The following is a 20,781-nucleotide window of genomic DNA, read 5'->3' on the forward strand; positions in this document are numbered from 1 at the left end:
CCGAGTCGGTTTTACGGCCATTGCCAGTAGCGAAGACCCGCACCTACGCCGAGAGTTTCGCGGGTGGGTCCAGGACGGATTCACCATCGTCGGCCAGGCGATGCGCGAAGTGGCAGCCGCTCGAGGGAACATCCCACCGGGCACCTGGATCGAATCCTGGCCGGGACCCGGCCCTGACACCGGTCTTACGAAGCCGATGAGCGGTATTTGTCCCCTCCGGGTCGCACCGCGGCGCTTGGGCGCATCAATCAAGTTCGTTGGGCCCAAATGGCGGCTGATACATCTCGGCGATCCGAGCAACCCGCAGACCGGGGTTCGCGCGGACTGCGCTCTCATCGATGATGCCTCCGGCCCGAGATCCATTGGTGCCAGCGCAATCCGACGTGACAGACGAGCGTGTCTACCTCTGTAGTCCGTAGTAGACGGATGTCCTGTAGCGCCGCGGACCACGCTGACCGATCTGGCCAGCGTGGCACGACGGAAGATTCACTGGCGGCGCCCATCCGAGGTCGGCCGAACCCGCACCGAATATCGGATACAGGGTCGGCCATCGGTGGGTGAGTTGATCGACGACGAGCACCCTGAGCTCGACACCCCCACCGCGCCGGCCGCGCTCGATCGCTATCCGAAGGCTGCCGTGTTGGTGTTTCGGGTGCTGATGTGCATAGGGGACTGGCCCGTTGGGGCCACCGGTGAAGGAGAATTGGGGGCGGATCGGCGTGGTGGTCGCCGGGTTCATCTCGACGTGCTGGGCGATGGTGGCCAGTGCGAGGACCGCTTCGGTGTTGGCGAAGACGGTCTGAATGTCCGGAACTGCCGCTGACCGTTCTGGCCGGACCGGCTGACTCGGGGTGGCTGGCGGCGAGACCGACTGCGGCCCAGAGATATCCGTTACTGCCGGATGCTGTGCGGTTACAACCGCGATATTCTTTTGCTCGCTGAACCGATCCGCGGCTACCGTCGTCCGGATGGGGCGCACCGTCGTTATCGGCGACATCCACGGCTGCTTCGATGAGCTACTCGAGCTACTCGGGAAGGTCGAACTCACTGGAGACGATCTCCTCGTCAGCGTCGGTGACCTGGTCGACCGCGGCCCGAAACCACACGAGGTGGTCGGCCTTTTTCGTGAACGCCCGAACTCGGTGGCGGTCATGGGCAATCATGAACGCAAACACGTCCGCGGGATCTTCTCCTACGCGCAGGAAATCACCCGGCTGCAGGTCGGCGATGGTTATGCCGACATGGTCGACTGGATGCGGACGCTTCCGTGCTACTTCGAAAACGAACATGTCCGCGTTGTCCATGCCGGTATGGTGCCCGGCATCCCGCTCGCCGACCAGCGTGCGGAGGTCCTGTGCGGTTCCACTCGCGGTGAGCGCGAACTCAGTGCTCTGTTCCCGGACAGCGTCTGGCACGACCACTACACCGATGCCAAGCCAATCGTGTTCGGACACCACGTAACCGGCAACGAGCCACTGATTCGCGACAGCCGGATCTTGGGCCTGGACACCGGGGCCTGCCACGGCGGAACCCTGACCGCACTCAGCCTGCCGGACTTCGCGATTCACTCGGTGCCGGCATATAGCGATCACTGGTCAGAGGTCAGGCGCCAATGGCAGTTGCCGGTCCTGAAAACCAAACCGTGGGCCGACTACACCTGGCCGGAACTGAGCGAGGCAATCGCACGATTCTCCTCGACATCCGATGCCGCCACCCACGCCTGGCTGACAGCGGTCGAGGAATGGGCAGCCGAGCTCCAGTCGGCGTTCCCCGCTCTGGTCGCCGCCGCCCACCACACCGCCGACGGACTCGACACCGATCAGCTACGACAGCATCCCGCCGCACTGTTCCTGTTCCAAGCCCGCCACGACAGGCTTGATCTGCAAAGCCTGACCCGGCAGTGCGCCACTCCCCGCAGAACGATAAATCTCGCAACCGCACTGGATTTCGACGTGCCCCAACTTCCCCGATAGTCGAAACACTCGGGTCATTTCGGCCCGATTACGGCACAGCCGCAACGCATTTTCATGCCGCTGGTCGCGCGACTGCGGGGTCTGCCATGCCAAATTGAGTGCCTCTTTGCTTCGTTTGCTTCCCCGCGCCGAGCTCGAGAACACTCGGACCCTTGGTCTTCGACGATCGACTGTACGGCGCCGTCGTCGGAGAAGAACTCGTCGCGGACACGGAAATCGATTGCGGCAGGACGGAATTGAGCTGCCGTCGCCTGGGCTTGAAGTGAGCCTCCTTGTCTCGCTGGTCCTTTTGGCGGCGGCATCCGGCCTTTTCAATGGCAACCACGATAAAGGCTTGGTCTGAAACTGACAGAAGCTTTGATGTTCGATACCGGCGTTCTCCAACTGACTTGCCGGCGTGATCGCTGATGGCTTGTAGATGCCGCATCCCACTTCTATCCTTACGAACAGAGGGGGCGGACCCTGCGGAGTAGAGATGATCTACGACAATCTGCTCGCGCTCACAGCGCGGGCACCGATCACCAGCGGATTGCGGCAGGGTGAAGCATTTACGCCCTACGCCGCTTTGGTCGAGCGGATCGACCGGCTCGCCGCCGGCCTTATCGACCGTGGCATCGGGCGCGGCGATCCCGTTGCCCTGCTGATTCCGAACTCGCCAGATCTTTTCGTGACCGCCCACGCGCTCTTCGCCATCGGCGCCATCGCGATGCCTCTGGGCGAGACGGCCACGCGATCCGAACTTGCCGCACTCGCGCAGAAGACCGGACCCCGCGCAGTCATCTCAACTCCCGGTCTTGCCGCTGTTGCCGAGACCCTGATCGCAGATGCAGCCCCCGGCATCCCCCTGCTTCTGACGAGCGCCCTTCCTGAAGGAAGCGCAACCCCTCGGCTGCCGAAACTGGGAGGCGATACAACGGCGCTCTACCTCTTCTCGTCCGGCTCGACCGGGTTGCCCAAGGTGGTGCCGCACACCCATGCCGAGCTCGTCGCTGACGGTGAACGGGCCAGCACAGCCTGGGAAATTCAGCCCGACGATATCGTCGTGGACATTCTGCCGGGCAACTTCTCGCTGGGCTTCTTACTGGGCGCTACGCAAGCCGTCGCCGGCGGTGCAACGACGCTCTATTGGAGCGATCGCCTGCCACTGGCGCTTTCGCGCAAGAAGCTGCTCGACACCATGGTCCGCGAGCGCGTCACCGTCATGGGCGCCGTTCCGGCAATGTACGAAATCGTCACCGGTCAGACCGGCAGTTTCGACCTCAGGATGCGCCTGGCCTTCTCGGGCGGCGTCGCGCTGAAACGGCCGATCTTCGAAGCGGTGCGCGAGCGCCTCGGTACCCCACTTCGTCAGGATTACGGCTCGACCGAAGCGAGCATGTTCTCGCACAACAACTCCGCCGATCTCGACGCGAACTGGGCCTCGGTGGGCAAGCCCGCGGGCGACGCCAGGGTCCGCATCGTCCCGTTCGATACCGAATTCGGCCCATCCGTCGGTGAAATGGAAATCAGATCATCCTCGCTCATGCAGGGCTATCTCGGCGATGCCGTGGCCAATGCCGAGGCGTTCGATGAGGGCTGGTTCCGGACCGGCGATCTTGCCTCGCTCGATGAAGAAGGTCGCATCTTCATCCGTGGCCGCAGCAAGCTGCTGATCGAGGTATCCGGCTACAAGATCGACCCCATCGAGGTGGAGGAGACGCTCATGGCCTTGCCTGCTGTCGCCGAAGCCGCAGTGGCGGGTCTCCCGGACTCGCGCAACGGCAATCGGCTGATCGCGTTCGTCGTCAAAGGGGCGGAGGTGTCGGCCGATGAGTTGATCCGCTATGCCCGCGAAAGGCTGTCGGTTCAGAAGGTCCCGGACGAGATCGCGTTCATCGACGCACTGCCGCGGAGCGCGGCCGGCAAGGTGCTCCGCGCGCGGCTGCGTGAGCTCTAGGCGAGCTGAGCCGCTCGCTGCGAGACATAGGCCGCTATGTTCGCAGGCGATTCGAACAGCTCCGGCCGTATCTCCGTGTCCGGGATGCTGATCTCGAATCGCTCCTCGAGGAAATGCACAAGTTTTACCAAACTGATCGAGTCCAGCAGGCCTGCCTCGAGCAAAGGGGTCTCGCGATCGACCGGCGCACCGCCGGTTTCGGCCACCATGGCGGATATATACTCGACTATCGGTCGTTCGACATCGTTCATCACTAAGTCCCTTGTGTAGTCGGCATGTTAGCCAATTTCAGCGCGACCTGGAAATGGTATTCGAAAACGTGGGAGGAAGGCTTGGGCGATACACGCCCGCTGGGCGAAAAGGAACAGCTGCTCAGCCATTTGCATGCCCATGGCGGGCTGATCACCATGCAGGTGCTGCATGTGCGCGGCCGCCTCGATCCGGCGCTGGTGAAGCGCGCGCTCGCCTGGCTACAGAACCAGCACCCTATCCTTCGCGCTCATGTCCGCTACGGCAAGATGGTCTGGCGGCACATACCGTTCTTCGCCTATCGCCAGCCCTGGTTCGACACCGAGGGCACGACGGAGATCCCGCTGAAGGTGCTCGAGGACACCGACCCGGACGCTTGGCGCACGGTTTTCGCCGCTGAGATCCGCACACCGATCCCGAAGGGCAACCATCCGCGCTTGCGGATAACGCTGGTGCGGCAGTCGCCCGACGCCGACCTCAACCACATCGTCATTTGCGCCGATCACGCGACGCTCGACGCCCAGTCCGCCAACATGCTCGCTCGCCAGCTTCTCGAATTCCTCGCCGATCCAGCCGCGGCGCAACTGAAACCCCCGCTCGACACCACGCTGCCCCCGTCGATCGAGGACAGCCTGCTCAGCAAGTCCGGCAGTGGCAAGAAGACCACCTATACGCCGGCCATTCGGCTACCCAAGCAGGCGGTACCCGACCGGAAGAAAGAAACGCGTGTAGTGGCACGGCACCTCGAGCCCGTCGTAACGGAAACGCTCATGGATGCCGTCAAAGCCAACAGAACGACGCCTCACGGTGCGGTAACGGCAGCCTTCCTGCTTGCCATGCGCGAGCGGTACAGGCTCGATGCCATGACCGTGTTGACCACGGTCGACCTTCGTCGCCTCAGCAGACTCGCGCGGGCGCACGAGACCTTCGGTTGCTATGTCGACATCCTGCGCACCGAGCACCCGATTACCGACGACTTTTGGGCAACCGCCCGTGACGTCTCGTTCAAGCTGATCGCCGCCCTGGCGAAGGACCACGAGTCCGCCTCGATGATGAAGTTCCCGGGATGGGAAGTGTATCGGCACGAAGTCGGCCCAGGGATCCGGCACGACCGGCGCCTCGACGGACTTGCTGTGACCACGACCGGCGATTCCGGCCTGCAGGCCGCCTACGGCGACTACACGCTCGAGGACGTCACCAGAGCCGTTTCGCTCGACATGTTCGGCCCGTCACTGTTCGTGATCGCGAACGAGCGGCTCGGTGGCCTCGATCTCAGCGTCGGGTACTCGGCACTTGCGATGAGCGACGATGAGGTGTGTCGGCTCACCGACAACGCGGTGGCCCGGCTCGAGCTGGCTGGATAAGACGCCACGCCGACCGCGGCACACCCCGCGTCGTGGACGAGGTCCCGGAGACCGGCCCGGCCGGCCGCCGAGTCATCCTCTGGCGCGGGCGGATTCGAGTCCTTCGAGGGTGGCCTCGCTGATGAGATCGTTCGCCGGCCGACCCGTCGATGCGATCGAAACCGTGCCGTCCGCTGAGCGTAGAGGCCCGATTGTGCCGCTTCCCTCGTGGATTGCCGTGCGCCTCGGCTAGTCGATCTGGTGCGGGACCGTCAGATGCTCGGCCGTCAGAGGTCGAATCGCACGGCCAATACCATCTTGATGAAGTCGAGCATTTCGGTGGTCACCGTCCCGTCGTAGGTCCCGGCCTCGAGTACCGCTCGCACGCAGGGTATGAACCGGTGTACCGCGAGCACGCGGCCTTCGTCCCAGCCCACCGAGAAGATCCGCAGATCCTGCGGCATCTCGCGGGCGTCGACCACCGGCACCGCCAGGGCGACATCACGATGGCGCAGAAGCGCCTGGCCATCGACGATTACCACTGTCAGATAGCCGTCACCGGCTGCGATGGTGTAGGTGTCGCCCTGGCGCAGTTCCCTCACAGGGGCATGCCCATGCCGATGCGCACCAGGTCGGCATCACTGTATTTCGGTGGGTTGTCCTGCTCGTGTGCGGCGATGCGCCGCAACTCCTTGTCCGCGAGCCGCTGGAGAACGGCCCGGTTGATCTCGGCACTGACGTTGCCGTCGGCACTTTCGCGCAGGGCCTCGGCGGTCGCGTCCGGGAGGCTGATGTTCAGTTTCGCCATGCCACCACGGTAAAGCGTGACGCTTTACTGTGGCAACTGCTCGCCGTGCCCGCGTCGCGTCAGCAACCCTGCAGGGGATAGCAGCCGGGCGGGAATTGGCGGGTTGCCGGTGCGTTGGTGGACGGCTCTTGTTCGGGCTGGGTAGCAGGTTCCGGGATACCGGCCTGGCTCGTTCTGGTGGGATGGGCGGCCGGATGGTGGGGCATGGCGGAGATATTCGTCCCGACGGACACGTCAGCTGGGTAGGCTCGATCGAGGACATCGTGCATCAGGGGAAACAGTGCTCAGATGATGTCGGCGACACATAGGGGGCTCGAATCAGCCGCGGCCGGTACCTAACTTGACATAGCGCACATTGCATAATAGATGTATCGGCGATACATCGTATACGTTGTTGCCCAACCCCACAGGCGACATCCACGATGCCTCAGCTCGGTCAGGCAGCAGCCGGGTTCCCGGGGTGATGCCACAGCCCAGGCAGCACGCGGGGTGCTGATGTTGCAGAAACTGCCGCAAAAAGGTTCGGCGTCAGCCGATTTCACATGCTTCACACTCGGGCCGGGCGGCTGGCCGGCTATTCCAGGTCGGCGATCGACGCATTCCCGACCCGGGTGTAGCGGCACGCGGATCGTGACCCTGCCGACGTGGCGACCGAGACGGCGTCCGGGCTTCGCGCAACTTCCGCATGCGCGTCCCTGTCAGGGGCGAGCAACTCCTTCAGCGGCACCGACGTCATGCAGACGATAACCCCCGTCGGCGGCGGGTCGGGCGAGTAGGCGGGGCCCGGGGGTCGCGGCCTCGCGCGATAGCGACTCCCGTGATGTCGTCTGAATCTGCTGTCACACTGGGGTTTTCAACAAGTTCCCCGGAGTGAAAGTGAACGTGACCAATGGCTAACCCGGAGAGTATGCGGGCAATGGAGTCCTTACGCCACGATCTGCTGATTTCCGGCATCGCTACGTCACGGATGAAGCTCCACGTGATGCGGTCGTAGACGCCGTTGGCGTGTTGACCGCCGCGGTAGCGCCAGCGTCGCTGCAGGATCCCAGCCATGCAGGTGATGGCCGACTCGGCCCGGTGCCTTCATCGATCCGCCGGCCGGATTCAGTTCACGGGCACCGTGTGGCGGTCGATGACGTCGTCGATCGGTCGGCCGGCGGCATCGTGGCTCGCGGGTTCGATGCCGTCGAGGATGGTGTCGAGAATGGCGGCGCGGTCGAGGGTGGCTGGGAGGCGGTGGGATTCGCGGGCGCTGACGATGACCGCGTGCAGCACGGTTGCGTAGACGCGGGAGCGAGGGACGGTCAAACGCCAACCGTGGCGTTCGCGGTAGCGCAGACGGGTTTCGATGGTGTCGAGGACGTCCTGGATGACCTGGATCTCGATCAGGTCCGGGTCATCGCAGGGCATGGCGACCACCGAAAAGCAGTGTGCTGTAGCCGAATACAGCGGCCCGTAGCAGGGTGAACAGGGATTTGTGCGCGGTCGGCGGTGTTCGCGCCGCACGGGGCTCGGGGACCATGCGCCCGGATGCGACCAGGGCGGTGCGCGCCCGCCACCGCACCGCACAGCTCTCGACTCCGCATTGGAGATGCAGTTGCATCGCGATATGTGCTTGTGCGGCAGTCAGTTCGCCGGGATCGGAGTAGCACGACCACAGCCCGCGCACCGAATACCCGACCGTAGCGCTCTCGATCGATGGGGGTGCGGTGTCGGCGGCTTGTCGCTTCTCTCGTTCGATGCGGTCGATGATCGCCTGCACAGACCACGGGTTGTTGCCGGACATAGTCACCTACCTGTGTGTCGTCGTTGGAGCCCAAGCACACCACCGTGGGCGTTTCTGAAAACGCGGAATCTGAATATTCAGATTAGGTAGTCTGAAATCCCAAGGCGGGATGCGGATCCAAGGCGATCCAGCATTCAGATTCTGTTGGCGGATGTATTCACTTTTCAGGGGGAGCATCGATGGCAGAGGATGTGTCGCCGACCCTGTTGCGGCGGCAACTGGGCAGGTTTCTGCGGGAACGGCGTCAGGCGACCGGGCTGACCCTTGAGCAGGCCGCGGTCCAGGTTCAGCTCAGCTTCAACGCATTACAACGACTCGAGGCCAGTCGCACGGTCAAGCCGCGCCGGCAGGACGTGCGGGAGCTGTGCATGCTCTATGAGGTGGATGCCGACGAGACCGAGCAGGCGGTCGGTCTGGCGTTCCGGGCGGCGACGGCCAAGGACGAGGACGGGATCTTCTCCCTCGGCGGGCTTTTCAGTGATGCGTTCAACATGTATGTCGGCATGGAGCGTTCCGCCCGCCGTCTGGTCACCTATCAGGAACAGATACCCGGACTGCTGCAAACGTCTGACTACGCGCGTGCGGTTTTCCGCGCCTTCCCGGGCTTCGAGAACGATGAAGACATCCAGCGGCGCATCGATATTCGGTTGAAGCGTCAGGTGATCGTGACCCGGAAGGCCAATCCGCTGGCGGTCGAAGTGTTGCTGAACGAAGCGGCGCTGCGTCGGGTCGTTGGTGGCAAGCGGGTGATGGCCGCACAGCTCAAGCATCTCGCCGACCTGAGTACCAGGTCGAACGTGACCTTGCGGGTCCAACCGTATGCGGCCGGCTACACCTGGGGTTTCCAGCACGGCCCGTTCGTGCTGTTGGACTTTGGCACCGACGCCAGGAACAACCAGGTCGAGCCGCCGGTCGTCTACGTCGAGGGTCGGCTGACCAGCGATCTGTACGTGGAGAGGCTCGAGGACGTCCAGCGATACAGTGAGTTGGCCGAGGCCGTTCGGGCAAAAACGCTGGATGAAGTGCGAACGCGAGACCTGGTCCGCCAGATAGCAAGGGAGTTCGATCGTGAACGGTGACCTGTCCGGGGCACGCTGGTTCAAGAGCAGCTACAGCGAAACCGGTTCCCAATGTGTAGAGGTCGCGTTTCTCGATTCGGGCAAGGTCGGGATTCGTGACTCCAAGAACCCGACCGGCCCAGCGCTGGTGTTCGCCCCCAGTGAGTGGGACGCCTTCACCGCCGGTGTGGTGGCCGGGGAACTCGACTCTCCCGCCTGATCCGGACCGGCCGGATCCAGTTCTCCGGCAAGATAGCGTGGCTCGGTGGCGGGACAGCGCGATGAGCCCTGGGCGCCACGGGGATTTGGTAGCGGATTGATATGGCCCGCGTGGGAAAGCTCGCGCGGGCCATGGTCGTTCATGAATGATTAACACTGCCTGTGGTTGGCTCGATAGCCACACGACGGTGACCGCGCGCGCCGGCGACCCTGTGCCATACTCGGCCGGGGTCGGGCGCAGCGCCCGAGGGAGGAAAGAGAACTCAATGGGCCTGTTCGACATGATCCGCGGCGAATTCGTCGACGTCATCGAATGGTTGGATGACACTCGCACCACGCTGGCGTGGCGGTTTCCCCGCTACGAGAACGAGATCAAGAACGGCGCGGAGCTGATCGTCCGGGAGGGGCAGCAGGCGGTCTTCGTCTACCGCGGGCAGCTGGCCGACAAGTTCGGTCCCGGCCACTACCAGCTGACCACCGAGAACATGCCGATCATGTCCACCCTGCAGGCCTGGCGGCACGGCTTCAACTCGCCGTTCCGGTCCGAGGTGTACTACGTGAACACCCGTGCCGTCACCGACATGCGCTGGGGCACACCGCAACCGGTCACCGTGCGCGACCCCGACTTCCGCATGGTGCAGATCCGCGCCAACGGCACCGCGAACGTCCGTGTCACCGACATCGAGGTGTTCCTGCGCCAGATGATCGGCACCAATGCCGAGGTCGACGCCGACGTGCTCAGCGAGCAGCTGCGCGCCAATGTCGCGCTGGCCTTCTCCGACATGGTGCTGGCCAGCGGCCTGGGCGCCATCGATCTGCAGGGCCGCCAGGTCGAATTGTCCGACAAGCTGCGTGAATTCGTCGGTCAGCGCCTGTCCGGTTTCGGCATCGGGGTCGAGGGCGTCACCATGACGATCTCCCTGCCGGAGGAGATCCAGCAGGCCATGACCCGCGGCGTGGCGCGTGGTGTCGAAGCCGGCGGCTTCATGAACAATGTCGACCTCAACCGCTACCAGCAGATGCAGGCCGCTGACGCCATGCTCGCCGCCGCCCAGAATCCCGGCGGCGGAATGGGAGCCGCCATGCAGGCCGGTATGGGCGTGGTCCTCGGCGGCCAGATGGCCGGCGCCATGCAGAGCAGCATCGCCCAGCCCCAGCAACCCGGCTACGCCCAGCCTCAGCAGGGTGGCTACGCGCAGCCCGCCGCGCCTCAGCAGGCGGCCCCGCCGCCGCTCCCCGGCCAGCAGCAGTTCCACTTCGACAACGCCGGCCAGGCCGCGGGCCCCTTCGCCATCGACCAACTACGCCAGTACGTCTCGTCCGGCCAGCTGACCCGCGACACCAACGTCTGGACCGAGGGCATGCCCGGCTGGCAACCCGCCGGCTCCGTCCCCGCCCTCCAGCCCCTCTTCGCCACCCCGCCCCCGCTCCCGGGCACCCCGCCGCCCTTGCCTCCGCAGTAGCAGCCTTCCTACCCAGCCCGGCCGCACCCGTCGGCACCCTCGACTGCCGACGGGTCCGCCGCCGTACCCCGCTGGAACCCAACGCCCGACGACTCGGTGCGTCCCGAAATCCCTTCCACCGCAATGCGTGACCCGCGAGTCCGCCGCACCGAGTGAGCCCAGATGAACGACAACCAGCCCCCACACCCCTCCGGCCCGCCGCCGCTCCCGGGTAGCGACTCTGCCGCCACCCCACGCGCGGCAGACCCCCAGCCATGGACGCCGCCGCGACCGGCCCGCGACCAGGGCCCAGGCGGCCTCCCTCCCGCGCAACCCCCGTTCCCGGGCGGTCCCAGCGCAGGATCGCCTGTGCCGCCGAATTTTCCACCTGCCGACGGCGGACAAGGTGGAGTCCCGCCCATGCCGCAATCCGCCCCGCCCCAGAACTTCGGGCAGGCTCTGGCCGGTCCACCCCCGCTGCCGACCTCCGCGCCGAGTGAGGGTGGTGTCCCACCCATGCCACAGCGCGGAGCGGCCCCGCCGCCACTGCCAGGTGTCGGAGCCGGGGAGCAATGGGGGCCGTTGTCAGCCCCCGCTGCGCCGCCGGGACTTCCGTCCGCTGCTGGTGGGCCCGGCGGCGTCCCGCCCATGCCGCAGGCCGCCCCGCCGCAGAACTTCGGCCCGCCGCCGGTCGCTGCTGCCGGGCCGGGAACCGTTGCACCGGCGCCGCTTCCGGGGTCCGAGGCTCCGGCACGAACGTCGGCTCCCATGCCGCCGCCGATCGCCGGCGCTGGATCAGCAGTTGCTGCGCCGCCTTCGCCAGGGACAGGTGGGCTTGGCGGGCCGCCGCCACTGCCCGGTGGTCCGGGCGAGCAGCAGGGCAGATGGCCATCGGCGTCCGTTGCGGCGCCTTCGGCTGCTGCTGGGCCGGGAACCGTTGCGCCGCCGCCGCTTCCGGGTGCCGGGGTGACGGCTGGGCCGCCGCCGTTGCCGGGTGGGTTCGGGGCGGGGAATCCGGGGCAGGGGCCCATGGGTGCGATGCCGCAGCCTATGATCGTGGCGCCGGTCATTGTTGTTCCGGGAGTCGGAGACGGCGGGGCGGTCGGGGCGGAAAGTCCAGTAGCGCAGCCGGGGCCGGGGGTGCCGGATCGGGCGATGTTGCATCAGACGGAGTTGACTCGGACGTATCCGTGTTCTTCGTGTGGGGCGCAGTTGGTGTTCGATCCGGTGGGGCAGGATCTGCTGTGTCCCAGTTGCGGGAATCGGTCTCCGGTGACGGCGCCGGATGTGGCGGTTCAGGCTCGGGAGTTGGGGCCGGCGATCGCGGCATTGCGGGAGTTGCAGGCGCATGCGGCGGGGCCGCAGGTGACGGGGGAGTGGGAGGTGAAGTGCCAGAACTGTGGTGGGACAACCGGGTTCAATGGGAGTCTCACCGCTACTCGGTGCCCGTACTGTGCCACGCCCATTCAGCGCGATGATGTGCACAATGCGCCGGCCCGGCTGCCGGTGGACGGTGTGGTGCCGTTCCTCGTGGGGGAGAAGCAGGCTCGGGAGCTGGTCGAGAAGTGGGTGTCAGGGCGGTGGTTCGCGCCGTCGAACTTCCGGAAATATCGGCGGATCGGGGCGTTCTCCAGCCTGTACACCGCGTATTTCACCTACGACGCCGATACCCAGAGCTGGTATCAGGGCGAGCGCGGCGACGACTATCAGGTGCGGGTCGGGACGGATTCGGACGGGGATCCGATCTACGAGACCCGGACCCGGTGGTATCCGGTGGCGGGTGAGGTCGCCAATGAATTCGCGGATCTGCCGGTGCTGGCCAATGACAATATGAACCGCGACCGGATTCGGGCGCTGGAACCGTGGCCGGTGGAGCAGGCGCGCGCCTATTCACCGGAATTCGTGGCCGGGCACCTGTGCCGCACCTACGACAATGATGCCGAGCAGTCGCTCCCGGAAGCGCAGCAGCGGATGGAGTCGGCGATCGAATCCACCGTGCGCGGCGATATCGGCGGTGACCATCAGCGCATCCACCAGCTCAACACCAACTGGAACTGGCTGGCGTACAAGCATCTGCTGCTGCCGATCTGGCTGCTGACGGTCGTCTACATGGACAAGACCTACCAGGTGTACATCAACGGCCTCACCGGCCAGGTGTCCGGCGACCGCCCGTGGAGCAAGGTGAAGATCATCGCCGCGATCCTGGCGGTGCTCGCGATCATCCTCACGGTGATCCTGGTGTACAGCAAGGTGCACGGCCATCACACCCCGGCGCATCCGACCGGACCGAGCCACTCGACCGTCGCCCCGCCGCATCCCACCACCCACCGCTGACCGACCGACGAAAGTGAGCCGACCATGTTGATTGTCGTGCTGATCGTGCTGATCGCGATCGGGGCCGCCGTGGGTGGCGTGATGCTGGTGTCCTCCCGTCAGAAGACCGCGATCGCGGCCGCCAACCAGGTCGTCCCCGGCGCCCCCACCCGCGCCCCCGCCTCCTGGGCGGGCTCGCACGATCCGGAACCGCGCCTGCACCGCCGCCTGCGCGACGCCATGACGGCCCTGCACACCGCCGATGTCCTCGACGACGCCACCACCATCGTGCTGCGCGCCGAACTCGAGCAGGCCGCCCTGGCCTGGGACGACCGCCTGGTCGCCATGGCCGCCCTGCCCGCCGCCACCCGCGGCGATCAGCTGGTGACCGCGACCACGGCGGTGGAATCCATCGAAGCGGCGGTGGCACAGTATGTTTCGGCCGCCACCCAGCGCACCGCCGCCGACGTGAGCGCGGGCCTGACCGCGGCCCGGGCGCAGCTCGAGATCCAGGCCGAGATCCGGAAATCGCTCGAGGCGGGCTGAGAGATTCACCCGGCCGGCGAATCCAGCTCCGCCAGTGAGCGAATGACCGTGATCCCGTCGGCCGGGGTGACCCCCGGCCCGCTGCGGACCAGCCAATAGGCCCGCAGCCCGGCATTTCTGGCGCCCAGTGCGTCCCAGTCGTACCTGTCGCCGACGTACGCCACCTGCTCCGGCGGCAGCCCGAGCATCTCGCATCCCGCGCGGAAGATCGCCGGATCGGGCTTGGCCGCACCGAATTCGTCCGAGCACAGGATGGCGTCCCCGAAGTGGTGCAGCAGCCCGACCGTGCGCAGCTTCCCGATCTGGTACGGCTGGGAGGCGTTCGACACCACGCCGAGCGCCATCCGCCCGGCGAACCGCTCCAGTACCGGCGCGGCATCCGGGAAGGCCGACCACGCGGAATCCCGGTGTACCGCATAGCGGGCGAACCATGCGACCGGATCGTCGGTAGTCATGCCCAGGCGAGCGAGAAATCGCTCGGTCCGTACCCGCTGCTGTCCCTTGAAGGTGTGTTCACGGGCCAGGAACCGCGGATACTCTTCCTCCTCGATCGCCCGCCACAGCGCCAACGCCGCCTCCGGCGACTCGACGCGATCCAGGAGTTGTTCCGCCGCGAGATGCCGCAGGAATCCGATCCGCACCGTCGCGGAATAGTCGATGAGTGTGTCATCGACATCGAACAGCACACCGCGAATACTCATGCGCGCGTACCGATCACCACGGTCGCCCCCATGTCCTCGCACTCCACGATCCGAGCCGACAGCCCGTATTCCCGCATGATCCCGGCGGCGACCGGAGCCTGCTCCTCGCTCTCCTCCACGAGCAGATGCCCACCGGCACAGAGCCATTCACCCGCCACGGCGGCAATCCGCCGCAGTACGTCCAACCCGTCCGCACCGCCGTCGAGCGCCCGCCGAGGCTCGTGATCGCGCGCCTCGGGTGGCATCCACGCAATGTCCTCCGACGGCACATAGGGCGTATTCGCCAGCAGAATATGCACGCGCTCGCGCAGATCCGCGGGCACAGCGTCGAACAGATCGCCCTCCACGACCCGCGCCCCCACCACGCCGAGATTCGCCCGCGCGCAAGCCACTGCCGCAGGCTCGATATCGGCCGCAGTCAGCTCGACCCGAATACCTTCCTCCGCCATTTCTTTCGCGAATGCCAATCCCAGAGCCCCACAGCCGCAACACATATCGAGCGCCACCAGTGTCGAATCCGCGTGAGCGACGGTGGTCTCGGCCGGGTCCGTCAGTGTTCGCGACCGGACAGGCTGCTCACGGGTAGCGGCAATGGTGGTGCCGGCAGCAGCGTCAGTCGCCGCGCTGTCGTGTGCGATACCAGTGGACACGGGTGGCCGGATCATGCTGTGGCCCAGGGCGATAGCCTGTTCGACCAGAAAGCTCGTGCGTTGCCGTGGGACGAAAACGCCCGGCCCGACCGCAACCCTGAGGCCGCGGAACTCCGCCCACCCCAGCAGATGTTCCAGCGGGAACCCGGCGATGCGCTGCGTGACAAGCGATTCCAGGTGGTCGGCGCCGGTGGCCGCATCGAGTAGCAGCGCGGCCTCGTCCTCCGCGAACACACACCCGGCCGCGCGGAGCCGCGCGACCAGCGTTTCGGTGGCGGAAAGAGTCACCCCGTCATTGTGCACGCCCGGACGGCCGCCCCGTTCGAGCGGGGTCCGGGCGTGGGGATCAGCGTTCGGCGGGGATCCGCAAGGTGCGGGTGGTGTCGAGGTAGATGCCGCGCTGGCTGCTGCGCGCTGGCGGCGGCAGTTGCGAGACGAGCTGCTCGAGGGAGGTGGTCGCGCCGATGACCGGCATTCCGGCGACGATGAAGTCGGCCACGGCGCGGCGAATGTGGTTGGGGGAGGTCACCACAATGGCGCTGGTCGCGCCCGCGTCCCTCAGCATCTGCGCGCCGAACAGCGCGTTCTGCACGGTCGACGCGGCGCGGTGGTCGGCCACGATGCGGCCGGCGGGAATGCCGTGCCCGATCAGCCAGCCCTGCATGGCCGCCGCCTCGGTGATCCCGTTCTGCGGATTGCCGCCGGTCACCAGGATCGGCGACAGGGGCGAGGCGATCGCCTGCAGCCAGGCCGCCTGCATCCGGTTGACCAGCTCGGGCCGCATGGACCCGTCGGGGAGCAGGCCGTAGCCGAGCACCGCGATGCCGGTCTGCGGTCCCGCGATCGCAGGAATCGGATTGGGCAGTGTGCCCACCGCGGCGCCGATGGCCCGGAACAGCGTCCGGGTGTCGTCCGCGAGCCGTCCGTCGATGCCGTTGAGGCGGTTCAGCGCCACCTCGCGGGTGATGATGTCGCCGGTGTAGTCCGACCAGATCGCCTGCAGCGCCAGCGCCTGCGCGTCATCCGGTGATTCACTGAGCAATTGGCGCAGGTCGTCCAGCCCGGCCGCCTCATTGCCGGCGGTGAAATTGTCCTGCGCGGAGTTGTACAGCGCAGCGGGGTTCGCGTGCGCGGCGCCGCTGCCGAGGATGGTGAAGGCGGCGGCCGCCGCCGCGAGCATGATGGAAAAACGCCTGGCGATCTGCACTGCTGTCGACCTTTCGGGGGTGTCACGCATTGCTTGGTTGCTGGCTATCCATGGAATTAGCTGGCTATTGGCTCCCATCGAATGGAGACACGATACGACTGCCCACCCTGGTTGTCGGGTATTTGCCGAACTGATTTCGCCGTTTTGCCCGAATCCATAGTGGGAACGCGCGAAGCATGCGGTGTCACGTGTCGTCCCGGAACGCATCGCCCGCCCGGTCTCCGGTGTGCGCGGGGAGGGCGCGGCCGGGACTCGGGATAAACTGTGCACCCGTGGATACGACTTCGCTCATCGGCAAGGAACTCGCCGCCGCCATCAACGCCGACACCAAGCAGCGCGCCGCCGCCCTCACCGAGCAGGGCGCCGCCCCCCGCCTGGCCCTCGTGATCCCGAACGACGACCCCGCCAGCGCCTGGTACGTGAAGTCCCTCAACCGTGCCGCCGAGCGCAATGGAATCGCTTGCGAGAACGTCGATCTCGGTGTCGACGCCACCGCCGAGCAGATCCGCGCCAAGCTCACCGAGCTGTCGCAGGACCCGTCGGTGGACGCCATCATGCTGCAGACCCCGCTGCCCAAGGGTGTCGGTCTCGACGACGTCAGCTCCGCCATCGCCGCCGAGAAGGATGTGGACGGCGTCAGCCCGCTTTCGCTGGGCCTGCTCGCCGCGGGTCTGCCCGGCTTCCCGCCCGCCACCTCGGAGGCGGTCGTGGAACTGGCCAAGTTCCACGAGATCCCGCTCGCCGGCCGGCTTGTCGCGGTCGTCGGCCGCTCCAATGTGGTCGGCAAGCCCCTGCTTCAGCTGCTGCTCGCCGAGAACGCGACCGTCACCATCGCCCACTCCCGCACGACCGACCTGCCCGCGGTGACCTCGGCCGCCGACGTCGTCGTCGCGGCGGTCGGCCGCGCGGGCCTCATCACCGCCGACCACGTGCGCGAGGGCGCGGTCGTCATCGATGTCGGCACGAACGAGGACGAGAACGGCAACATCACCGGCGACGTGAACGCGGCCTCGGTCACCGGCAAGGCCGCCGCCCTGAGCCCCGTCCCCGGCGGCGTCGGCCCCGTCACCACCGCACTCCTCATGCGCCACGTGGTCCAGGCCGCCGAGAACGGCCGCTGACAACAGCGAATCAGGGAGCTCTCAGCGCGGGAATCCGTCCGATTCCCCACGCCGGGAGCTCCCTGATCTTGTCCTGACCGGTACCGGTCACCAGTGCGTGGTGACGGGGTCGCCGACGGAGACGTTGTCGAAGTACCACTCGGCGTCGGCGGGGGCGAGGTTGATGCAGCCGTGGCTGACGTTCGAGTTGCCCTGGGAATCCACGGACCAGGGTGCGGAGTGGACGTAGACGCCACCCCAGGTCAGGCGCTCGGCGAACTCGCCGGTGAGCAGGTAGCCCTCCGGATCGTTGAGCGGGATGCCGATGGTCCGGGAGTCGAAGGTGACCGAGCGCTCGCGGGACAGCACCGGGAAGGTTCCGACCGGTGTTTCGCGCCCGGGCTTACCCATCGACGCGGGCATGGTGCGGGCGACGCCGTCCACCCAGACCGTGAACGTGTGCGCCGACATGTCCGCATCGGCGGTGGTGCCGCCATTGGTCTGGAACTTGGCCTGCTCGCGTCCAGCGCTGACCGTGATCGGCGAGCGGGCGGGCAGGTAGTTCGCGGGTTGCCACATCAGCTGGCGGTCGTCGATCCAGGTGAAGTGGCCGGCGAGGGAGTCCTGCGCGCGGACGTCGACGGAGCGTTCGGCGGCGGCGCGATCGGTGACCGCGTCGGCGAACTGGACGGTCACGGGGGCCGCGATGCCCACCACCTGACCTGAGGCCGGCGTAATGGCTTGGACGGCTGGGAGATTGGGCGTTTCGAAGGCCGCACCCGCGGCTCCGGTTCCGAACGCGGCCGCCGCGGCGACGAAGCTTGCGACGAACAGGGAGCGAATCGGTTTCCGCATTCTTCCATCCCTTCGAGAGGGTGTGGGGCAGGGTTTCTCAGACTATGACTTGGTCATCAGTCCCATCTGGAAATGTACCCGGTTCGTAACCATTGTCCCGGCGTGGGGGTTATGCGAAGTTCGTATCACCAGGTAGAGGGCCGGAAACTGACTGTGCCCCGTTCCATAACGGAACGGGGCACAGTGCAGGCCAATGTGCGTGGTCAGCGGGTGATGGCCGCGACCACATCGTTGTGCAGGGCATCGGCGCGGGCGATGACCTCCTCGATCTGCTTCAGCACCGGCGCGAACTCGGCGGCGGCCGTGCCGTCCAGCGATGTCACATTGATGGCGATGTTCAGCTGCGAGCTGGCCGCCGCGGACCGGGCGCAGTCGGCCGCCGCGCCGATGTCGGTCACCACGTTGGGGTTGCCGATGGGCAGCAGTTCCGTTGCCAGGGAGACGATTTCGTCGGCCTCGGCGACCACGGCGGCGGGCACCCGGGCGGCCTGCAGCAGCGCGGCGGTGATGGCCTCGCCGCGGGCGGCCTGCTCGGCCTCGGACTCCTTGGGCAGCTTGTAGGCCGCGCCGACCGCGGTGAAGGCGGCGGCGTCGGCGTCGGCCAGGGCCAGGGAGCGCTCGCGGGCCACGTCCGCGGCCGCGATGATCCGGTCGATGACCGGGCGATTCTCGGCATCCTTGGCCCGGGTGGTGTACCGCGCGACCATGGCGACCAGGGCCGCGCCCTGGGCCGCGTGCAGCGCCGCGACCGCGCCGCCGCCGGGAGCGGGCACCTTGGCTGCCAGTTCACCCAGGTACCCCCGCAGTGTCGAATCACCGAAGGTGGTGGTGTCCTGAGTCATGAGGGGTGGCCTCCCTTGGCAGTACGGCGAATTCAGGTGATTTCGCCGCTTACCGTACCGGTCGCGGGGCCGTGTGCGGCAACCCGCCCGCTGTCGGTGTGCCGACCGGTGAGTAAGGTCCCGGACATGCGTATCGGACTGTCGATCAATTACACCGACGGCTTCAAGGAGACCGCCGCCGAGGTCGCCGACCTCGAACGGGCGGGCCTCGACATCGTGTTCGTGCCCGAGGCGTATTCGTTCGACGCCGTGAGCGCGCTCGGATACCTGGCCGCGAAGACCGACCGGGTGCAGCTGGCCTCGGGCATCCTGCAGCTCTACACCCGCACGCCCACGCTGACCGCCATGACCGCGGCGGGCCTGGACTACGTCTCCGACGGCCGCTTCATCCTGGGCCTGGGCGCCTCCGGCCCGCAGGTCATCGAGGGCTTCCACGGCGTGAATTACGACGCGCCGATCGGCCGCACCCGCGAGGTGCTCGAGATCTGCCGCAAGGTCTGGAAGCGCGAACGCCTCGAGCACAGCGGCAAGTACTACAACATCCCGCTGCCCGAGGGGCAGGGCACCGGCCTGGGCAAGCCGCTCAAGCTCATCAATCACCCTGTGCGCGAGAACATTCCGGTGCTGCTGGCCGCGCTGGGTCCGAAGAACGTGGAGCTGGCGGCCGAGATCGCCGAGGGCTGGCAGCCCATCTTCTTCCTGCCCGAGAAGGCCGACCTGGTGTGGGGCGACTCGCTGAAAGCCGGTCTGGCCAAGCGTGATCCGGCGCTGGGCGACCTCGAGGTGTTCGCCGGCCCCGCGCTGGCCATCGGTGACAATGTCGACAGCTGGCGCGACGGGGTCAAGCCGCACCTGGCCCTCTACATCGGCGGCATGGGCGCCAAGGGCAAGAACTTCTACCACGCGCTGGCCACCAAGTACGGCTACGGCGCCGAGGCCGATCGGATCCAGGAGCTGTACCTGGCGGGCCGCAAGGAAGAGGCCGCCAAGGTGGTTCCGGACGATCTGGTCCGCGACATCAACCTGATCGGTTCGGCCGGATTCGTGAAGGAGCGGATCGCGGCCTTCCGCGAGGCCGGTGTGACCGTGCTGAACGTGGTCCCGATGGCCGGCACCGCGGCCGAGCGCGTGAAGCTGATCGAGCAGCTGCGCGAGCTCCTCTGACCGAGCCGTGAACGCCGCGAAGCCGAGTCCGGAATGAACCCGGACTCGGCTTCGTCGTTCACGGGCGGCCCGCAGCGGTGTGCGGGCAATACCCTCAGCGCAGCGCGCTGAGCGCTTCGTCCAGGGTGGAATGCAGCGAGAACACCTGGTCCAGGCTGGTCATCTTCAACTGGCGGCTGGTGGCAGGCCCGTCGGCCACCACCACGAGGCGGGTGCCCCCGGCGCGCTTGTGGACGCCCACCAGCACCGCCATGCCCGCCGAGGCCAGGAAGCTGACCGCGGACAGGTCGATCACCAGTGCGGCGGGCTTGCCCGCGAGGGCCGCGTCGATCGCGCTCTCGAGGGCGGGGGCGGTCGCCAGATCGACTTCGCCGGTCACGGTGAGCACGGTGGCCTCAGCGTGCGGGGTGACCGAGGTGGTCATCGTTTCGGCGAAGGGATAGCCGTCTCCGGAAGTAGTGGTCACATTTGTTAAATCTGCCATGATCCGTCCGTTCGTGCTGCATCGTCTACCACATCGGTACTGGTTCGGTAGCGGGCCTTATAGCGAAAACCGCAGCTACCGCACTCTTTCGGAGTCCTCCGAAAC

At 66.7% G+C, this 20,781-nt stretch carries 22 protein-coding genes; 11 read left to right on the forward strand and 11 right to left on the reverse strand.

The window, feature by feature from the left end:
* The first annotated feature begins 553 nt into the window (after positions 1 to 553).
* The 3 genes from AB0L60_RS25105 (at position 554) to AB0L60_RS25115 (ending at position 3,909) form a co-directional block, all read left to right on the forward strand.
* Positions 554 to 823: a hypothetical protein gene (locus AB0L60_RS25105; protein ID WP_364618042.1), complete on the forward strand. Its 270-nt coding sequence runs from the start codon at positions 554 to 556 to the stop codon at positions 821 to 823.
* Between the two features lie 28 nt (positions 824 to 851).
* Positions 852 to 1,973, forward strand: coding sequence for a metallophosphoesterase family protein (locus AB0L60_RS25110; RefSeq protein WP_364618044.1), 1,122 nt, complete (start codon positions 852 to 854; stop codon positions 1,971 to 1,973).
* A gap of 475 nt (positions 1,974 to 2,448) precedes the next feature.
* Positions 2,449 to 3,909 carry a class I adenylate-forming enzyme family protein gene (locus tag AB0L60_RS25115; RefSeq protein ID WP_364618046.1) on the forward strand — a complete coding sequence of 487 codons (1,461 nt, stop codon included), beginning with the start codon at positions 2,449 to 2,451 and terminating at the stop codon, positions 3,907 to 3,909.
* Here the strand turns inward: AB0L60_RS25115 and AB0L60_RS25120 are convergent.
* On the reverse strand, positions 3,906 to 4,160 hold the full coding sequence (locus tag AB0L60_RS25120; RefSeq protein WP_364618048.1) for an acyl carrier protein: 255 nt from the start codon (positions 4,158 to 4,160) through the stop codon (positions 3,906 to 3,908). The two genes, AB0L60_RS25115 and AB0L60_RS25120, sit on opposite strands and share 4 nt — an antisense overlap.
* 24 nt (positions 4,161 to 4,184) lie before the next feature.
* Here AB0L60_RS25120 and AB0L60_RS25125 point away from each other — a divergent pair, with 24 nt between their 5' ends.
* Positions 4,185 to 5,522: a hypothetical protein gene (locus AB0L60_RS25125; protein ID WP_364618050.1), complete on the forward strand. Its 1,338-nt coding sequence runs from the start codon at positions 4,185 to 4,187 to the stop codon at positions 5,520 to 5,522.
* 266 nt (positions 5,523 to 5,788) lie between these two features.
* Here AB0L60_RS25125 and AB0L60_RS25130 read toward each other — a convergent pair whose 3' ends face one another.
* The 4 genes from AB0L60_RS25130 to AB0L60_RS25145 form a co-directional block, all read right to left on the reverse strand.
* Positions 5,789 to 6,103 carry a hypothetical protein gene (locus tag AB0L60_RS25130; protein WP_354842347.1) on the reverse strand — a complete coding sequence of 105 codons (315 nt, stop codon included), beginning with the start codon at positions 6,101 to 6,103 and terminating at the stop codon, positions 5,789 to 5,791.
* Positions 6,100 to 6,309: a hypothetical protein gene (locus AB0L60_RS25135; RefSeq protein WP_354842345.1), complete on the reverse strand. Its 210-nt coding sequence runs from the start codon at positions 6,307 to 6,309 to the stop codon at positions 6,100 to 6,102. Before AB0L60_RS25135 ends, AB0L60_RS25130 begins: the two co-directional genes overlap by 4 nt.
* 1,104 nt (positions 6,310 to 7,413) lie before the next feature.
* On the reverse strand, positions 7,414 to 7,719 hold the full coding sequence (locus AB0L60_RS25140) for a hypothetical protein (RefSeq protein WP_364618053.1): 306 nt from the start codon (positions 7,717 to 7,719) through the stop codon (positions 7,414 to 7,416).
* Positions 7,706 to 8,095 (reverse strand): hypothetical protein, encoded by a 390-nt coding sequence (locus AB0L60_RS25145; RefSeq protein ID WP_364618055.1) that lies wholly within the window; start codon positions 8,093 to 8,095, stop codon positions 7,706 to 7,708. Before AB0L60_RS25145 ends, AB0L60_RS25140 begins: the two co-directional genes overlap by 14 nt.
* Positions 8,096 to 8,274: 179 nt before the next feature.
* Here AB0L60_RS25145 and AB0L60_RS25150 point away from each other — a divergent pair, with 179 nt between their 5' ends.
* The 5 genes from AB0L60_RS25150 to AB0L60_RS25170 all read left to right on the forward strand — a co-directional run bounded on the left by AB0L60_RS25150 (position 8,275) and on the right by AB0L60_RS25170 (position 13,673).
* Positions 8,275 to 9,174, forward strand: a complete 900-nt coding sequence (locus AB0L60_RS25150; protein ID WP_364618057.1) for a helix-turn-helix transcriptional regulator — start codon at positions 8,275 to 8,277, stop codon at positions 9,172 to 9,174.
* A complete protein-coding gene (locus tag AB0L60_RS25155) occupies positions 9,164 to 9,373 on the forward strand; it encodes a DUF397 domain-containing protein (protein ID WP_364618059.1) in 210 nt (69 codons plus the stop codon). The genes AB0L60_RS25150 and AB0L60_RS25155 overlap by 11 nt, the downstream gene beginning before the upstream one ends.
* A gap of 265 nt (positions 9,374 to 9,638) precedes the next feature.
* Positions 9,639 to 10,835, forward strand: a complete 1,197-nt coding sequence (locus AB0L60_RS25160) for an SPFH domain-containing protein (RefSeq protein ID WP_364618061.1) — start codon at positions 9,639 to 9,641, stop codon at positions 10,833 to 10,835.
* Between the two features lie 1,287 nt (positions 10,836 to 12,122).
* Positions 12,123 to 13,148: a hypothetical protein gene (locus AB0L60_RS25165; protein ID WP_364618063.1), complete on the forward strand. Its 1,026-nt coding sequence runs from the start codon at positions 12,123 to 12,125 to the stop codon at positions 13,146 to 13,148.
* Between the two features lie 24 nt (positions 13,149 to 13,172).
* Entirely contained in the window at positions 13,173 to 13,673 is a 501-nt protein-coding gene (locus AB0L60_RS25170; protein ID WP_364618066.1) for a hypothetical protein, read from the forward strand.
* A 5-nt stretch (positions 13,674 to 13,678) separates the two neighbouring features.
* On the opposite strand, the gene AB0L60_RS25175 is transcribed toward AB0L60_RS25170, so the two are convergent.
* The 3 genes from AB0L60_RS25175 to AB0L60_RS25185 all read right to left on the reverse strand — a co-directional run bounded on the left by AB0L60_RS25175 (position 13,679) and on the right by AB0L60_RS25185 (position 16,231).
* A complete protein-coding gene (locus AB0L60_RS25175; RefSeq protein WP_364618068.1) occupies positions 13,679 to 14,374 on the reverse strand; it encodes an HAD family hydrolase in 696 nt (231 codons plus the stop codon).
* A complete protein-coding gene (locus AB0L60_RS25180) occupies positions 14,371 to 15,258 on the reverse strand; it encodes a methyltransferase (RefSeq protein WP_364618070.1) in 888 nt (295 codons plus the stop codon). The genes AB0L60_RS25175 and AB0L60_RS25180 overlap by 4 nt, the downstream gene beginning before the upstream one ends.
* A gap of 112 nt (positions 15,259 to 15,370) precedes the next feature.
* Positions 15,371 to 16,231: a YdcF family protein gene (locus tag AB0L60_RS25185; RefSeq protein ID WP_364618072.1), complete on the reverse strand. Its 861-nt coding sequence runs from the start codon at positions 16,229 to 16,231 to the stop codon at positions 15,371 to 15,373.
* A 272-nt stretch (positions 16,232 to 16,503) separates the two neighbouring features.
* On the opposite strand from AB0L60_RS25185, the gene AB0L60_RS25190 reads away from it, so the two are divergent.
* A complete protein-coding gene (locus AB0L60_RS25190) occupies positions 16,504 to 17,352 on the forward strand; it encodes a bifunctional 5,10-methylenetetrahydrofolate dehydrogenase/5,10-methenyltetrahydrofolate cyclohydrolase (protein WP_364618074.1) in 849 nt (282 codons plus the stop codon).
* 87 nt (positions 17,353 to 17,439) lie between these two features.
* Here AB0L60_RS25190 and AB0L60_RS25195 read toward each other — a convergent pair whose 3' ends face one another.
* Both AB0L60_RS25195 and AB0L60_RS25200 read right to left on the reverse strand, forming a co-directional pair.
* Positions 17,440 to 18,186, reverse strand: coding sequence for a L,D-transpeptidase (locus tag AB0L60_RS25195; RefSeq protein WP_364618076.1), 747 nt, complete (start codon positions 18,184 to 18,186; stop codon positions 17,440 to 17,442).
* A 203-nt stretch (positions 18,187 to 18,389) separates the two neighbouring features.
* Entirely contained in the window at positions 18,390 to 19,028 is a 639-nt protein-coding gene (locus tag AB0L60_RS25200) for a cyclodeaminase/cyclohydrolase family protein (RefSeq protein WP_364618078.1), read from the reverse strand.
* Between the two features lie 126 nt (positions 19,029 to 19,154).
* Between AB0L60_RS25200 and AB0L60_RS25205 the strand changes: the two genes are divergently transcribed.
* On the forward strand, positions 19,155 to 20,192 hold the full coding sequence (locus AB0L60_RS25205; RefSeq protein ID WP_354832004.1) for an LLM class F420-dependent oxidoreductase: 1,038 nt from the start codon (positions 19,155 to 19,157) through the stop codon (positions 20,190 to 20,192).
* A gap of 94 nt (positions 20,193 to 20,286) precedes the next feature.
* Here AB0L60_RS25205 and AB0L60_RS25210 read toward each other — a convergent pair whose 3' ends face one another.
* Positions 20,287 to 20,616: an STAS domain-containing protein gene (locus AB0L60_RS25210; RefSeq protein WP_364618178.1), complete on the reverse strand. Its 330-nt coding sequence runs from the start codon at positions 20,614 to 20,616 to the stop codon at positions 20,287 to 20,289.
* Positions 20,617 to 20,781 lie beyond the last annotated feature (165 nt).

It is taken from the genome of Nocardia sp. NPDC051981, from assembly GCF_040680715.1.
Taxonomy (GTDB): domain Bacteria; phylum Actinomycetota; class Actinomycetes; order Mycobacteriales; family Mycobacteriaceae; genus Nocardia.